Source organism: Amycolatopsis alba DSM 44262 (assembly GCF_000384215.1).
In the GTDB taxonomy this organism is placed as follows: Bacteria; Actinomycetota; Actinomycetes; order Mycobacteriales; family Pseudonocardiaceae; genus Amycolatopsis; species Amycolatopsis alba.
In genome coordinates, this window is record NZ_KB913032.1 from 6,049,467 (window position 1) to 6,064,323 (window position 14,857).

Annotated in this window: 12 protein-coding genes; 4 read left to right on the top strand and 8 right to left on the bottom strand. The window is 69.5% G+C overall.

Translation table 11 applies throughout. The features are described from left to right. Window positions 1-66 precede the first annotated feature (66 nt). From AMYAL_RS0128435 to AMYAL_RS0128450, 5 genes are all read right to left on the bottom strand, one after another. Window positions 67-1,311, bottom strand: a complete 1,245-nt coding sequence (locus tag AMYAL_RS0128435; protein WP_020634671.1) for a PucR family transcriptional regulator — start codon at window positions 1,309-1,311, stop codon at window positions 67-69. Between the two features lie 32 nt (window positions 1,312-1,343). Next, entirely contained in the window at window positions 1,344-2,534 is a 1,191-nt protein-coding gene (locus tag AMYAL_RS0128440; RefSeq protein WP_020634672.1) for a PucR-like N-terminal domain-containing protein, read from the bottom strand. 106 nt (window positions 2,535-2,640) lie between these two features. After that, a complete protein-coding gene (locus AMYAL_RS50840; protein WP_255414878.1) occupies window positions 2,641-2,766 on the bottom strand; it encodes a hypothetical protein in 126 nt (41 codons plus the stop codon). 108 nt (window positions 2,767-2,874) lie between these two features. Then, entirely contained in the window at window positions 2,875-3,864 is a 990-nt protein-coding gene (locus AMYAL_RS0128445; protein WP_020634673.1) for an alpha/beta fold hydrolase, read from the bottom strand. A gap of 342 nt (window positions 3,865-4,206) precedes the next feature. Then, entirely contained in the window at window positions 4,207-5,424 is a 1,218-nt protein-coding gene (locus AMYAL_RS0128450; protein WP_020634674.1) for a PucR family transcriptional regulator, read from the bottom strand. A gap of 253 nt (window positions 5,425-5,677) precedes the next feature. On the opposite strand from AMYAL_RS0128450, the gene AMYAL_RS0128455 reads away from it, so the two are divergent. Further along, window positions 5,678-6,874 (top strand): PucR family transcriptional regulator, encoded by a 1,197-nt coding sequence (locus AMYAL_RS0128455; RefSeq protein WP_039794208.1) that lies wholly within the window; start codon window positions 5,678-5,680, stop codon window positions 6,872-6,874. Here AMYAL_RS0128455 and AMYAL_RS0128460 read toward each other — a convergent pair. The 3 genes from AMYAL_RS0128460 to AMYAL_RS0128470 all read right to left on the bottom strand — a co-directional run bounded on the left by AMYAL_RS0128460 (window position 6,814) and on the right by AMYAL_RS0128470 (window position 9,311). After that, window positions 6,814-7,365 carry a GtrA family protein gene (locus AMYAL_RS0128460; protein WP_245193101.1) on the bottom strand — a complete coding sequence of 184 codons (552 nt, stop codon included), beginning with the start codon at window positions 7,363-7,365 and terminating at the stop codon, window positions 6,814-6,816. The genes AMYAL_RS0128455 and AMYAL_RS0128460 overlap by 61 nt on opposite strands. Window positions 7,366-7,372: 7 nt before the next feature. Continuing rightward, window positions 7,373-8,587 carry a lipase family protein gene (locus AMYAL_RS0128465; protein ID WP_020634677.1) on the bottom strand — a complete coding sequence of 405 codons (1,215 nt, stop codon included), beginning with the start codon at window positions 8,585-8,587 and terminating at the stop codon, window positions 7,373-7,375. 151 nt (window positions 8,588-8,738) lie between these two features. Then, complete coding sequence (locus tag AMYAL_RS0128470; RefSeq protein WP_020634678.1) at window positions 8,739-9,311, bottom strand: hypothetical protein; 573 nt, start codon at window positions 9,309-9,311, stop codon at window positions 8,739-8,741. A 449-nt stretch (window positions 9,312-9,760) separates the two neighbouring features. Here AMYAL_RS0128470 and AMYAL_RS0128475 point away from each other — a divergent pair, with 449 nt between their 5' ends. The 3 genes from AMYAL_RS0128475 to AMYAL_RS0128485 all read left to right on the top strand — a co-directional run bounded on the left by AMYAL_RS0128475 (window position 9,761) and on the right by AMYAL_RS0128485 (window position 14,815). Continuing rightward, window positions 9,761-10,999 carry a DUF6801 domain-containing protein gene (locus AMYAL_RS0128475; RefSeq protein WP_026467532.1) on the top strand — a complete coding sequence of 413 codons (1,239 nt, stop codon included), beginning with the start codon at window positions 9,761-9,763 and terminating at the stop codon, window positions 10,997-10,999. Window positions 11,000-11,071: 72 nt separating this feature from the next. After that, window positions 11,072-12,193 (top strand): DUF6801 domain-containing protein, encoded by a 1,122-nt coding sequence (locus AMYAL_RS0128480; RefSeq protein ID WP_020634680.1) that lies wholly within the window; start codon window positions 11,072-11,074, stop codon window positions 12,191-12,193. A 387-nt stretch (window positions 12,194-12,580) separates the two neighbouring features. Continuing rightward, on the top strand, window positions 12,581-14,815 hold the full coding sequence (locus tag AMYAL_RS0128485; RefSeq protein ID WP_020634681.1) for a heavy metal translocating P-type ATPase: 2,235 nt from the start codon (window positions 12,581-12,583) through the stop codon (window positions 14,813-14,815). Window positions 14,816-14,857 lie beyond the last annotated feature (42 nt).

Here is a 14,857-nt window from a genome sequence, read left to right on the forward strand (position 1 = left end):
CGCCTTCAAGCACGCGAGTTCGCTGTCTGATCACGTGAGTTCCGCCTTCACGTACAAACCCAGCCTTCAGGAGGGGGCGGCCCGCAGGGCCAGGATCATCTCGAACCGCCGTTCGGGATCCCGCAGCCCGTCCGCGAACAGCGCCTCCAGTTCCTGAGCGCGCGACCGCACAGTCTGCGGATGCACCGCGAGCCGTTCGGCCACCTCGCGGACGTTCCCGCAGGTCTCCAGCCACGCCAGCAGCGTCCCGGCCAGGCGCGAATGCTGCTTCCCGGTCAACCCGGCCAGCGGGCCGAGTCGTTCCCGGACCAGCTCGGCGGCCAGGAACGGCTCCTTGAGCAGCCACAGACGCGAAAGATGGTCGACGCACCACGTCACGGGCTCGTCGGCGAGCGCGCCGGAATCGACGAGCCGCAGGGCTTCCCGCGCCGCCCGCAGGGAACGCGCGGCGAAAGCGGGCGGGACGGCGGGGCCGATCGCGGCCCGCCAGCCCGCCAGGTCTTCGGCGAACTGCTCCCGTTCCTCCGGTTGCGGCGCGGGGAGCAGCAGACAGGGGAAGGTGCTCTCGAAGTCGGCCAGTGCGGTCGCGGCGGCCGCCGGAGCCTCGTCCGCTGACTGGTCGAGGGCGACGGCGACGAGCAGGTCCGGTAGTTGCCAGCGGGCCAGTTCGGCGGCGTGTTTGACGACTTCGGGCGGTGAAGGCGGCTCGGTGAGCAGGAGCTCCATCAGCCGATGGCGCCGGCGCTCCAGCGCGCCCGCGGCCTTCTCCCGCGCTTCCGCGTGGCCCTCGACCGACAGCGCGGACAGCTCGTCGATGTAGGCGAAGATGGCCTCCGCGAGCAGGCACAGTGTCGCCGAGGGGACACCCGCGCGGCGTCCGGCCTCGGCCACCCGGCGCCAGGTCACCCTGGCACCGACCCGGTACGCCGCCTGGAGGACGTCGACGTTGCGGCCCTGATGGAACTCCTGGACACCCAGGCTCAGGAACACGGCCCGCCGGTCCTCCGACGGCGCTTCCGGGTTCCCGATCCGCTCCACGAACTGGATGAACGCCATCTGGACGCCGGTTTTGAGCGCCTTCCCGAACGCGCCGTCCAGCGGTCGCGCGTAGTCGGGGATGGTCCGCTGGATCTCGCGGACCACTTCCCCGGCCACGTCGGCCAGTACCGGCCGGAACACGGTCGCCAGCTCTCTCGGCAGCAACGCCCAGAGCTGGACGGGACGCCCGCTCGACCCGCCCGGCCGAGCGGGCGTGAGGAGCGGGCCGTACGTCGCCTCGACCCCGCTGCGACCATCCTGCGGTCGGGTCACCTCGTCACCTCGTTGTGAGTGGGAAACGCTGGTCAGTCCTCGGCGAGCAACGCCTCCGCACGCAGGGCGATCTCCATGTCGAGCCGGTCGTCGGCGTTGTTCAACCGGTCGCCGAACAGATCGATCAGCTGGTGCATGCGGTACCGGACGGTCTGCGGGTGGACCTTGAGCTTCTTCGCGATCTCGGGAGCGCTGCCACGGGACTGCAACCAGATCAGCAACGTCTCCCCGAGCCGCGCCCGCTGTTTGGGCGTGAGGTCGTCGAACGGGGCGAGGCTGCGCGTGCACAGCTCACGGACCAGGAACTCGTCGGCGAGCAGCCACAGGGTGGACAGGTGATCGCTGTACCTCGTGACCGGATTGTCCGGAAGGACCCCTCGCTGGACCAGCCGCAGCGTGCGGCGCGCCCACATCAGGGAGCGCGGCGCCTCGGTGAGCCGCACGGACGGGCCGATCACCGCGCGCCAGCCGGGAAGCCGCTCAGCGAGGTCCTTCAGGTGCTTTTCGGGGTCTCCGGTGACCAGGCAGGGCTTGGTGCCCTCGAAGTCGACCAGGACGGCGGCGTCCAGGTCGGCGCTGTCGGGGTCCATCGGGCCGGGCCGCCGCTCCAGCGCGACGACGGTGACCTCGGCGGGCAGCGCCCACTGGGCGTTCGCCGCGTGGGACGCGATCGACTGCGGTGAGGACGGCGGATCGGAGAGCATCAGTTCGAGGAGCCTGCGCCTGCGTCTCGCCCTGGTGCCCGCGGCCCGTTCCTGCGCGGCCGTGTAGCCCTCGATGGACAGTGCGGAAATCTCGTCCACGTAAGCGAAGATCGCCTCGGCCGCGGTGCACAGGAGATCGGCGTCCGCTCCGATCGCCTGCCCGAATTCCGAAACGTGCCGCCACGCGACGCGACCGCCGACGCGGTAGGCCGTCTGCAGGCAGTCGAGGCTGCGGCCCTCTTTGAACTCGACCTTGCCGAGGTTGCGGAACACCGCCGACCACTTGTCGAGCGCGGCCGTCCCCTGACCGATGGTGTCGAGGCAGTGCAGGATCGCCTGCCGGATACCCTGCGTGATGATCTGTCCGAACGCGCCTTCCAACGGCTGCGCGTATTCGGGAACGGCTCGTTGCACCTCCTGAAGGATGGCTCGTGCCAAGGGGTCGGCGCGCGGCCGGAACCGCTCGCCGAGGTCTCTGGGCAGCGACGCCCACAGGCCGTTCGCACCGGTGCTGCGCACAGGTCGGTTCTCCACTGGGGTTCTCGGTGCCGGCGTGAAGGCGCGCGGTCGCTGGACCGGACCCGGTGGCTGGCGGTGCGGGGTGGCGGGGTGGCGCACGTCGGGGTCAGGCCGTGCGGTCCGCAGATCGTGCCGCGAGAACCCGGTATCCAAGTCGGTCATGTTTTTTATCCTTGCTGGCAACAAAATCAGCCTCTTCAACGGTGAAGCCGATCCAGATTTTGTGGCTCACGCAACATAAAATCCGGCCGAGAGGACTGTCAACGGCTGGCGGGACCTTGATCGGCCACCTGGATGGACTACACCCGAACGGGTGGTCCGATCCGGTGGCGAGTGACATTTAGGCGGGCCTCAAATGGCGTCCGGATGACAACTTTTCCGGGACCTTCTCGAGCGCCTCCGCCGCCTCACTGGCGCGGATGAGCACCTCGACGACCTCGTCGAGGCTCAACCGGGCGGGCACGGTCTCGGCGAGGAAGCGTTCGATCTCGCCGCCGAACCGGGCCGGGTCGGCCACATGTGGAAAGTGTTTCGCATTTTCGAACACCGTCAAGCGGCTGTTCGGCAGCAGCTCGGCCGTCTTCCGGCCGTGGGCGACCGGGATGAGCTGGTCGTGGGCGCCCCAGACGACCAGCGTCGGCACCTCCCTGGCGAGGTAGAGCTTGTCGATCGCGCTCGCGCGCTGCCCCCGGAGGTCGATCAGGCTGCGCGCGATGAACAGGAACGCCCGCCGCCTGCCCGGATCGGACAGTGACGAAAGATGCCTGGTCAGCTCACGTGTCTCGGGGGAGAGCTTCCCGCCGAGGGAGCGGCAGGCCGCGGCGAGTCCGCGCGCGATCGCGACGGTGCCCCGGTTGACCGCGAGGGAGAGTGTCACGGTGGCTCCCGGCAGTGCCGTCGCGCGCAGCACCGGGGTCACCTGCGGGTCGAGCCCGGCACTGCCCACGAGCACCAGCCGGGCGCACATCTCGGGGAACTGGTAGGCGAACTGCATCGCGATCCCGCCGCCGAGGGAATGACCGGCGATGGTCGCGTGCCGGTTCCCGGTGAGCGCGAGGACGTCCCGGACCACGCTGGCCATCGCGCCGAGGCCGTAGTCGGCCCGTGGTGCTCCCGAATCGCCGTGGCCAGGAAGATCGGGGACGAGGACGCGGCGCCCGAACCCGGTCCGCTCGAAGTGCTCGAGCAGCGGGGCCCAGGTGTCACCGCTGCCCGAGATCCCGTGCAGCAGCACGAGCGGCTCACCGATGGAGTCCTTTGTGGACGGAAGGTATTCCCGCAGCCGGATTTCCTGCCCGTGCAGGGTCAGTGTGCGCGCTTCGAGGGCCATGTTCCGCCTTTCCGTGGTCAGGCGTCAAAATAACGTGGAGAACGGCGGTTGCGTCAGCGTGTCGCCGGACACGTCCGGCAATTGCGATCCGAGTGACAAGAATTCCGCAGCGGACCCCGATCCGGATGCCAAAACCGTGCGGACAGGGCAATTCCGCATCGACATTTTCCCACCGTCCCGGTATTCAGGAAAGCGTCGGTAAACACCCGTCACCACGGGGAGGGAAAGCGATGGCCTGCCGGGCGGACTTCCATGTCGACCAGCCGAGGGCGAAGCGTGCCCGCCGCGGCCTTCGCTGGGTGCTGCCCACCGTGCGGCCACCGGAACGGCGGGTCCGGCGCGTCAGTTCCCTCGCTCGCCGTCGCGGCGGTGGGCGCGCATGAGCCGCTGCGCGCGCAGCGCGAGTTGCATGCCCAGCCGGTCGTCCGCGTCCCTGAGCCGGTCGCCGAACAGCTCTTCCAGCTGACGGAGACGGTTCCGCACGGTCTGCGGATGCACGCCCAGCCGCTGGGCGATCTCCGGTGCCCCGCCGCGGGTCTCCAGCCAGGCCAGCAGGGTTTCGCTGAGCCGCTCCTGTTGTTTCGCGCTCAGCGACGTGAACGGGTCGAGGCTCTGCTTGGCCATCTCGGCGCCGAGGAAGTCCTCGGCCAGCAGCCAGAGCGTCGCGAGGTGGTCCCGGCACCAGATGACCGGGCCGGGCGCGTCCTCGCTGGTCAACAGGAGGGCGCGGCGGGCGGTGCGGAGGGCGGCCGGGGCATCGGCGAGCGGGACGACGGGGGAGACGGCCACGCGCCACCCGTCCAGCGCGCCCTTCAGCGGCGCGAGATCGGTGTCGGGATCCGCGGTGAGCAGGTACGGCTCGTCGGCGTCCAGGTCGAGCAGCACGGTGTCGTCCAGGAGATGAGCGGGGAACTCCGGCGCGCCCGGAGCGCGGTGAAGCGCGACCATGGCCGCGGCCCCCGGAACCCGCCAGCCGGCACCGTCGGCCAGGCTGGCGATACTGCACGCGGACCCTTCCGGTGCCTGGGCGATCAGGTCCAGCAGGCGACGGCGCCGGAGCGGGATCGCGCCCGCCGCCTTGGCCTCCGCCTGCTGGTATCCCTCGATCGCCGTGGCGCACAGTTCGTCGACGTAGACGAAGACCGACTCCGCCGCGAGGGCGACGACCCCTGGGCTGACGCCGAGCCCGCGCACGATGGGCAGCATCGCCCGCCACGCCGTCCGCGCGCCGATGGTCGCGCTGTCGTGCAACGGTTCCAGGTTCCGGCCCTCGGTGAACTCGATCCGCCCGCGCCTGCGGTAGAAGTCGATCCAGCGATCGTGCGGGAGGTCCGGGGTGCCGATGCAGTCGACGTAATGCCGCACCGCCCGCTCGCAGGAGACGACCAGTGCGCGGCCGAAGACGCCGCGCAACGGCTGCGCGTACGCGCTGACCGACCGCTGCACCTGCTTGATCATGGCGGCCGCGGCGTGACCGGTATACGGACGCAGTTCTTCGCCGAGCGAACGCGGCAGCGTCGCCAGCATGCCGAAACTGCGGTACTCGACCACGAAGACCACCTTTGATTTTTTTCGAACCAGGGAGGGAAACATGAATCCCTTTGCACAACCGCGTCGGATCGACGGGAACGGGTGCCGCAGTGTTTCTACTGGATCGACCGTCGGCGCGTACCGCGAATGTGACGTTGAATTGGGGCGCGGCGGCTTTTGACACGGATGTGGCGCCGGTTCTACGCTCCGTGCATTCGAGTGCGGACGAAAGGGAATTGGTGCCCGTCATCGTCGGCCTACTTCCGAGCGGGGGACCCCACACGTGACCTGGCAGCCCGTTGGCGCGTTGTGGGCACGCCTGCCGAGGGAACTCGGTGACGCCGTCCGGCCGCGGATCCCGGTGATCGCCCGGCACTGCGTCGAAAGCGTGATGTCCGAGATCGGCGAATGCGCCGAAGTGTTCAGCGACGGCGAGGCCCGTGCGGCCGCTGTCGAGCTGACCAGGCGCAGTATCGAACGCGCCATCGACAGGGTCGGCGTCCCCGAGTTGTTGCAGAACGACCTGCCGGCGGATTTCCGCGCGCAGGGCCGGACGGCGTTCCATCAAGGACTCAGCCGTGAGGCCGCGCAGGCGGCGTTCAGGGTCTCGAGCCGGGTGCTGTGGCGTTCGATCGCGACGGCAGGCCGTCAGCTCCGGCTCTCGGGCGACGTCCTCTACGGCGCGGCGGAATGCCTCTTCGGTGACGTCGTCGAGGTGACGATGGCGCTGACGGACGGATACAACGCCGCGGAGGCCGAGTCGACAGGACCGGCCGAGCAGCGGGCCCGGTTGTTCCGGCTGCTGACCGGTGGCGCGGGGTACAGCCAGGCCGACGCCGGCGCGCTCGCCGTCGCCATCGGCTGGCGGATCCCACGGCGCGTCACCGCGGTCGTCTTCACCGCGGCGCCCGGCGCGCCCGCGTTCCCGTCGGCGCTCCTGCCCCCGGCGGTTCCCGCGGACCTCGTCTCCGACACGCCCGGCGCGCTGGTGACCTGTCCCGACGCCGACCTCGACACCTTGCGGGAACTGCCTTCCGGCTGGACGGCGACGGTCGGGGTGGCCGTCCCGCCGGAGCAGGCCGCCGAATCGTTCCGGATCGCGCGCCGCGCGTCGGAGCTGGCCCAGCGGGGGATGATCACCACGGTCGGGCCGGTGCTGTGGTGCGAGGAGCACCTCACCACACTGCTGCTGCTCGCCGACGAGTTCCTGCTGGACCAGCTGGCCGGAGAGGCGCTGGAACCGTTGTCCGGCCTGGCGCCGCGGCAGCATGGCGAGCTGTCGGCGACCCTGCTCACGCAGGTGCAGACGCGGGGGAGCGCGCCCGAGATCGCCCGGCAGCTCGCCGTGCACCCGCAGACGGTGCGGGCCCGCCTGCGGCGGCTCACGGAGTTGTTCGGCGAACGGCTGGACGATCCGGATCAGCGGCTGCGGATCGAACTGGCGCTGCGCGCGGAACGGCTGCGGCCCGCGGACGCCTGACGGGCGCCGGCGACCGGGAAGACCCAGCGCCGGTAGCCCCACCAGCGGAACGCCGAACCCGCCGCGGTGCCCAGCAGCATCCCGCTGACGAAGTCGGCGATCTCCTGCGCGACGAAGCTCACCTCAGGGACCTCGAGACGCAGGACGTAGCGCGAGATCAGCGGCGGGCACAGGTTGATCGTCACGGCGATCGCGTTGACGGCGAAGAAGAGCGTCGCCTCGTGGAGGCCGCGCCTGCCGCCGCGGGTGTGGAACGCCCAGCGCCGGGAAAGCAGATACGCGAAGGCCGTCGCCACGACGGTCGCGATGGCCAGTGCCGTGACCGGTTTCTCTTGCAGGACGGTGAGCTTCAGCCCGTAGTTGGTCCCGAGGGTGAGGACGAAAGCGGCGAGGCCGACGGTGGCGAACCGGAGCAGCTCACGCCGCTTCCCGGCTCGCGCACCGCCGGTCGCCACTTGGTCCACAAAGGACGCAGGGGCGGTTCTGAGCACCGCGGGCTCAGCAGTTCGACGTCGCCGGGACGCCCGCGACCCGGTCCTTGAGGAAGGCGAGCACGTCGGCGTTGCCGGTGTAGACCGCCGTGATGTGGTCGGTGTCGAAGGTCTTCCAGGTGGTCTTGACCCCGGCGGCGCAGTAGGCCTTGTGCAGCGCGTCGGCCTGGGCGAACTGCACGAGCTGGTCCTGGGTGGCGTGATAGAGGAACACCGGGACCTTGGGGGGAGTGACGCCGAGCTTGTTCTCGTTGAGCCGCTTCACCCATTCCGGCCGGACGTACCCGGCGCTGGTCGTGTAGTCGGCGATCTTCTGGTTCGCGTAGGTGGTGAGCAGTTCGAACGTGCACGCGCTCTTCTGCATCTCCGCCAGCTTCACGCGGCCGTTGTCACTGAGGAAGGAGTCCAGTTTCAGCTCGGGGTACGCGTTGTCCAGGCCGACGAGGGCGTAGGCGAAGACGCCGAAACCCGCTTTCCCGTCGAGTTGCAGTGTGACCTGGACGAGGTCGGCGGGCACACCGCCGGCGGCGACGCCGACGAGGTTCAGCTCCGGCGCGTACGTCGGTTGCAGTTCGCCGGCCCAGGCCGCCGCCCCGCCACCCTGCGAATACCCGCGGAAGGCCACCTTGGCGTCGGTGGACAGTTTCGCCTCCGGCAGGCGCTGCGCGGCGCGGACGGCGTCGATCACCGCCGGGCCTTCCGAACGCCCGACCACGTACGTCGTCTTCGGATCCTGGCGGTAGCCCTCGTAGTCGGTGAGCGCGACGGCGTATCCGGCGTCGAGCGCGTCGTCGAGGCCGGACTGCTCGTAGAACGCGCCGATGTCGATCATCTTCGACGGCGTGCAGTCGAACGCCGGACCGTGCGTGCCTGCCGCGAACGAGACGATCGGCGCTTTGGCCGGGTCCGCGTTCTTCGGCACCAGCACCGTCCCGGTCACCGCGTCCGGCCGCCCGAGGGCGTCCGTCGACAGGTACATCACCTGCCACGCGTTGACGGAATCCTTGCGCGGACCGGCTTTCGAGACCCGCGAGCGGATGACGTCACCCGGCTTGCCCGCCGGGAGCGGGGACGGCGGGGTGTAGAACGAATCGTCGGACGCCGCCGGGGTGGCGGAGTTCGCCGGGCTCCAGCCCAGCACGGTCAGCAGACCGGCGGACAGGACGATCGCCACCGCGGCGGCGAGCAGCCGCCGGGACGGGCGGGGGAACGAGATCGGCACGGCCGGGCCTCCAGAGCGCGGATGGATGACGTCCCCCGAGGGGAAGGTCGAAGACGGTGATGGACGGGCTTGAGGGTGTCGCGAAAGCCACTTTCGGGACGTCTGATGTCCCGAAAGTGGCTTTCGCGACACCTGAAGCCGCGGTCGGCACTCAGGCGTTGCCGCCGTAGACCTGACGGCAGGTCGTGGACTCGGCGAACGCGAGGTTCAGTTCCGGGTTGGCGCGCAGGTGCTTGATCGGGCCCTCGGGTTCGCTCAAGCCGCTCATCGTGGAGTCGGCGTCGGCGACCACCTTCTGCAGGCTCGCCTGGTCGGTGACCTTCGCGTCCTGCATCTTCGTGAGGGTGGCGGACACCTTCGACTTGGTCTCGCCGAGCGTGGTGGTGGCCTTGTCCACAGCGGACTGTCCATCGGGGACCGGCGGCACCCCGGCGTTCCGGATCCCGCCGGCCATGTCGTCGAGAGCGGCGGTGAGGGAATTCAGAAAGCCCACCATGGCTGTCTTCGTCCCTTGAGGGTTGGCGGGATCGAAGGCGGGCGGCTGGGACAGCTTCGCCGAGCCCGTCGCGACCCCGGAGCACACCTTGTCCACCCAGGCGAGCGCGGCCGGGTCGGCGTGCCGTCCGGTGTCGGCGGGCTTGTCGGACCCGCAGGCGCTCAGCAGGACCGCGGCGGCCGTCGCGGAGACGGTGGCGAACGCGATTCGCGCTGCCGTGCGGCGCATTCTTTTCATGATTTCCCCGTCGAATTCGGCGAAAGAGGGCCGGTGACCGGCTTGCTGAACCGCGAGGTTACTCACGATAGAATCCGGCAGGCAAGACAGCCTGCGGCTGAAAAAGGGCGATTGGCACGCGCGAGATAGTTTCATGCGGCGCGATTGTCACCTGCGTCAGCGGTTCCGCTGACGGCCTCTAATGGCTCTGTACTGGGGAAACCCATGTGCCGCTACTAGGAACCAGGCGGGTGTACCGTGCCAGGGTGACAATTTACCGGCGAGCCGTCAACTTTTCCGGGGAAGCACTTGATAGCGGTGCGGACGCGTCGTTAGTTTACTGTTCGGTTGCGATCCGTCAGACATCGTCGCTACCCGGAGAATTCTCTCGGGCCGATATTCATTGCTCTGGGGAATTGTACGCCGTTTCGTATCATCGTTGATACCACGGAAGGACGATCGTGAGTCACCGTAGAGGAACCAAGAAGGCGGTCGCCGCCGCCGCTGCCGGTGCCGTGGGGCTTGCCACCGCGGTACTCGTGGTCGGGGCACAGTCCAGTGTCGCCGATCCCATTTCGCTGCCGCTCAACTATCACTGCAATCTGCCGCTCGTGGGGTCGCAGTCGCTGAAGGTGGTGATCAACACCGATCTTCCGCTGTCGGTCAAGACCGGTCAGCCGACCGGCACGTTCGACATCAAGGCCATCTCCACGATCAACGCGGACACGGTCAGCGGGCTCAACCTGATCGGTGCCACCACGTTGGAAGGCCAGGCCATCGCGGCGGCGACCGTGGCGGCACCGGGGCTCAACCTCCCGGTCAAGGTCCCCAACGACATCGCCAAGCAGAACATCCCCGCCACTGGCGAGATGACGGTCAACGCGGCGGGCAAGACCCCTTCGCTGACCTTCAACCAGCCCGGCGAGGCGAAGATCACCGTGGGCGACCTGCAGCTGAAGGTCACCCCGCGCAAGGCCGACGGTTCGGTCACCGGCATCACGCCGGACGGCACGATCGACGCGCCGTGCACACAGGATCCCGGCCAGAACAACACCCTGGCCACGATCAAGATCGGTGACGGTGGCGGTGGCACCACCACGCCCACCACCACTCCGACCACGCCGACCACCACCCCCACGACGCCGACCACGACGCCGACGACTCCGACCACGCCCACCACCACCCCCGGTGGCGGCGCGATCAAGTACTCGTTCGGCATCAAGGGTCAGACCGCGCTGAAGTCGCTCGGCAGCACCGCGCCGATCAACGGTGGCTTCGACGCGGACGTCGACCTGGCTTCGAAGACGTTCACCGGCGACCTGAAGCTCGACCCGTCGCACACGGACTTCAAGCTGTTCGGCTTCCTCCAGGGTGGCTCGGACATCAAGGTCGAGCAGGTCGGCAAGCAGACCGGTGAGCTCGTCGGCACCGGTTTCAAGGCGCACATCAAGTTCAACGTGTTCCTGCCGAGCGTGCAGATCTTCGGGATCCCCATCAGCAGTGACCCGAAGTGCGGCACGGTCAGCCCGTCCACCAGCGAGATGACCACCGGTCCCGACTTCGACCTGCTCAAGGGCGGGAAGCTGACGGGCACCTACTCGCTGTCGGCGCTGCAGAACTGCGGTCAGCTGAACGACTGGGTCAGCGCGTTCGCCAAGAGCGACGGCAACACGCTCGACCTGAACCTCACCAAGAAGTAGTCAGGCAAGCCGGTCCCCGTCGCACGCCGCGGCGGGGACCGGTGCCGTCTCAGCGCCGTCAGGAAGGCGACCATGCCCCTTCGCATCAACGTCCGGATGCTGCTCGCGGCGGGCGTCATCGTCCTGCTCACCGCCTGCTGCCTGCTGTTCGTCGCCGTCCGCGGCGCGGCGGCGAGCACCCCCGTGGACAAGAAACTGTCGTTCACCTGCCCGTTCCCGCTGATCGGGCTGCAGAAGCTCGACGTGAACATCAAGGCCGACTTCGAGGTCCCGACAGCGCCCGGTGGCACACTCAGCACCTCGGGGCTGACGATCACCGTGAACGTGCCGGACAAGGCCGCGCGCGGGCTCAACCTCGTCGGCGCCGCCACCATCGAAGGCACCGCGGCGGCGGGCGTGACGCTGGTCAACGGCGACGCGAATCCCTTCCCGGTACGCATCCCGCTGGACGTCGCCAAAACCGGTCTTCCGCCGTCCGGCTCCTTCAGCACGGTGGCCAAAGGCTCCGTGCCGACGGTGACACTGGCGAAGCCGGGCAAGACCACCTTGACCGTCGGTGACTTCACCACCCGCCTGACCCCGAAGAAGGCCGACGGCTCGTTCACCGGGATCGGCTCGTTCACCTCGGACTGCGCGCTCGACCCCGGTCAGGACGCGGTCCTGCTCTCCTTCGACCTCGGCGACAAGCCGGCGGGACACCGGTACTCGATCGGCGGGAAGACCGGCGTCAAGGCGCTCGGCGCCACCGCGCCGCTGACCGGCGCGTTCGACCTGAGCCCCACCGCGGCCACGGTGTTCAGCGGCGGCCCGGTCTTCGACAAGGCACACACCGAGTTCCGGCTGTTCGGCTTCGTGCCGGGCGCGGCCGATCTCGAATTCGTCGCCGACGGACCGCAGGGCGGCGACCTCACCGGGACCGGTTTCGTCGCGCGGCCCCGGTTCACCACCGTCCTCCCGCTCGTCACCCTCGTCGGCATGCCGGTCAGCAGCGGGCCGGACTGCAAGACGTCGGCCCCGTCGACGGCGGAACTGCGCACCGGCACCGGCTTCACCCTGGCGGCAGGCGGCGCGCTCACCGGCACCTACTCGCTGGCGCCGCTGACCGGTTGCGGCGCGTTCACCCCGTACCTGAGCACGTTCGTGCAGGGGGAGGGGAATACGTTCGATCTGGTGCTGACCCCGCGGAAGGCATGACCTTCCGTCTCACGAGACCCGGTACTTTCGCGTGCCCGAGTGGACGGCACGTGTGATCAGATGGACGTCACTCGTGATCAGATGGACGACACGCGGCGACGGCCGAGTCCCGTCGCGTGTCGTCCGTCCAGTCACGCGTGTCGTCCATCTGATCACGTGTGTCGTCCCGCCGGTCACGCGAAACCCCGCCCGTAGGTACCTGAGACACGGTTGACTCCAACAGTCCTCGCCACTCACGAGACCCCAGGACCTCTGTTCCACCACCACCGCAGTAGTCGGCCCGGACGCGGGTCCGGTTCCCGGCGGCGGTAATCTGCGTCGCGACACCACTCGGGGCACCTGTTCCACCACCAAGGAACCACTGGTGAATCCTGGGAGTGCCACGAAATGACGATTTCCGCGCCGGAGGCCGCCGTCCGCACGGTGGAACTGACCGTGTCGGGGATGACCTGCGCCGCCTGTTCCGCGCGGGTGGAACGCACGCTGAACAAACTGGACGGTGTCCGCGCGTCGGTGAACTACGCGACCGAACGCGCCACCGTCCAGGTGCCCGAAGCGCTGGCCGACGACGTCCTCATCGAGCGTGTCCGCAAGTCCGGTTACACGGCGGAGATCCGCGGGGAAGAGGATCCGGACACCGGTTTCGCCAGGGTCCGCGATCTTCGGCGGAGGCTGGTCGTCGCCGCCTTGCTGGCGATCCCGCTGGGGAACCTTTCGATCACCCTCGCCCTGGTGCCACGACTGCGCTTCCCCGGCTGGGAAATACTGTGTCTCGTCCTGGCGGTGCCGGTGGTGTTCTGGTCGGCGCTGCCGTTCCACCGGGCCACGCTGCGAAACCTGCGCCATCGTTCGTCCAGTATGGACACGCTGGTGTCGTTGGGGGTGATCTCGTCGTTCGCGTGGTCGGCGTGGTCCGCTTTCGCCGGCGGTACCGAACCCGGATACTGGATCGGCTTCGGCCCGACCGCGGCCGGGGCGGACGCGATCTACCTCGACGTCGCCGCCGGGGTGACCACCTTCCTGCTGGCGGGCCGGTACTTCGAGAGCCGGTCCCGGCGCAGCGCCGCCGGGCTACTGGCGGCGCTGGACGCCTTGGCCGCCAAGGACGTCCGGATACTGCGGGACGGAGCCGAGCGGATGGTCCCGATCGGCGAGCTCGCGGCAGGCGACCTGTTCGTGGTGAAACCGGGGGAGTCGATCGCGGCGGACGGAATCGTCGAGAGTGGACTGTCCACTGTGGATGTCAGCGCGGTGACCGGTGAGCCGGTGCCCGCGGAGGCCGGCGCGGGGGACCGGGTCATCGGCGCGTCGGTGAACCGGGACGGCAGGCTGGTCGTCCGCGCGACCGCGGTCGGCGCGCACACCCAACTGGCCCAGATGACCGCGCTCGCGGAACGCGCGCAGGCTCGCAAGGCCACCGTGCAACGCCTGGTCGACCGGATCTGCGCGGTGTTCGTTCCCGTCGTGCTCGGCGTGGCCGTGCTGACGCTCGCGGTCTGGCTGCTCGGCGGGGCTCCGGCTCGCGAAGGTTTCGCGGCGGCTGTCGCCGTCCTCATCATCGCCTGCCCGTGCGCGCTCGGGCTGGCCACGCCGACCGCGCTCATGGCGGGCGTCGGCCGCGGCGCGCAGCTGGGCATTCTCATCAAGGGACCCGACGCGCTCGAAGCGAGCCGCGCGGTGGACACCGTGGTGCTGGACAAGACCGGCACCGTCACCACCGGGAAGATGACCGTCACCGAGTGCCGTCCCGCCGACGGGTTCACCGTCGGCGAGGTGCTCTGGTTCGCCGGGGCGGTGGAGGCCGGTTCCGAGCACGCGATCGCGGCCGCCGTCGTGACCGCGGCGCTGGCCGAACTGCCGGAGCTGCCCCCGGTCGAAGGGTTCGGCGCTCTGCCGGGGCTCGGCGCGAAGGGCGAGGTCGAGGGTCGCGAAGTCCTCGTCGGCAACGCGCGCTTGTTCGCCGAGCGGGGGATCGCCGTCCCTGACGGCTTCGTGGCCGCCGAACAGGACGGGGCGACGGCGATCCTCGTCGCGGTGGACGGCGGGGTCGCCGGGCATCTGGTCATCCGGGACGTCGTGAAGCCGTCGGCGCGAGCCGCGGTCGAGGCCTTGCACGCGCTCGGCCTGCGGACCGTGCTGCTGACCGGCGACAACGAGGCCGCCGCCCGGTCGGTCGCCGTCGAGGTGGGCGTCTCCGACGTGCGTGCCGGCGTGCTCCCCGCGGAGAAAGCCCAGGTCATCGAGGAGCTGAGGGCCGGGGGAGCGCGGGTCGCGATGGTCGGCGACGGGATCAACGACGGCCCGGCGCTGGCCACCGCGGATCTCGGCATGGCGATGGCCAAGGGGAGCGACATCGCGTTGCGTTCGGCCGACATCGTGCTGGTCCGTGAGGACCTGCGAGTGGTCCCCGACGCCATCCGGCTCGCCGATCGCACGCTGCGGATCATCCGGGGGAACCTGGCCTGGGCGTTCGGCTACAACGTCGCCGCGATCCCGCTGGCCGCGCTGGGGCTGCTGAACCCGCTGATCGCCGGGGCGGCGATGTCGCTGTCGTCGGTGCTCGTCGTGTCCAACAGCCTGCGTCTGAAGGATTTCGGCCGGACGGACCGACGCCCTGCGTGACACTTCCGGGTGGTTTTGTACCATCGCCCGGACCAAGGGGGC

Coding starts and splice junctions, on each gene's coding strand:
- AMYAL_RS0128445 (WP_020634673.1), bottom strand. CDS start 3,864: ATGGCCCTCGAAGCGCGCACACTGACCCTGCACGGGCAGGAAATCCGG.
- AMYAL_RS0128470 (WP_020634678.1), bottom strand. CDS start 9,311: ATGCGCCGCACGGCAGCGCGAATCGCGTTCGCCACCGTCTCCGCGACG.
- AMYAL_RS0128480 (WP_020634680.1), top strand. CDS start 11,072: ATGCCCCTTCGCATCAACGTCCGGATGCTGCTCGCGGCGGGCGTCATC.
- AMYAL_RS0128485 (WP_020634681.1), top strand. CDS start 12,581: ATGACGATTTCCGCGCCGGAGGCCGCCGTCCGCACGGTGGAACTGACC.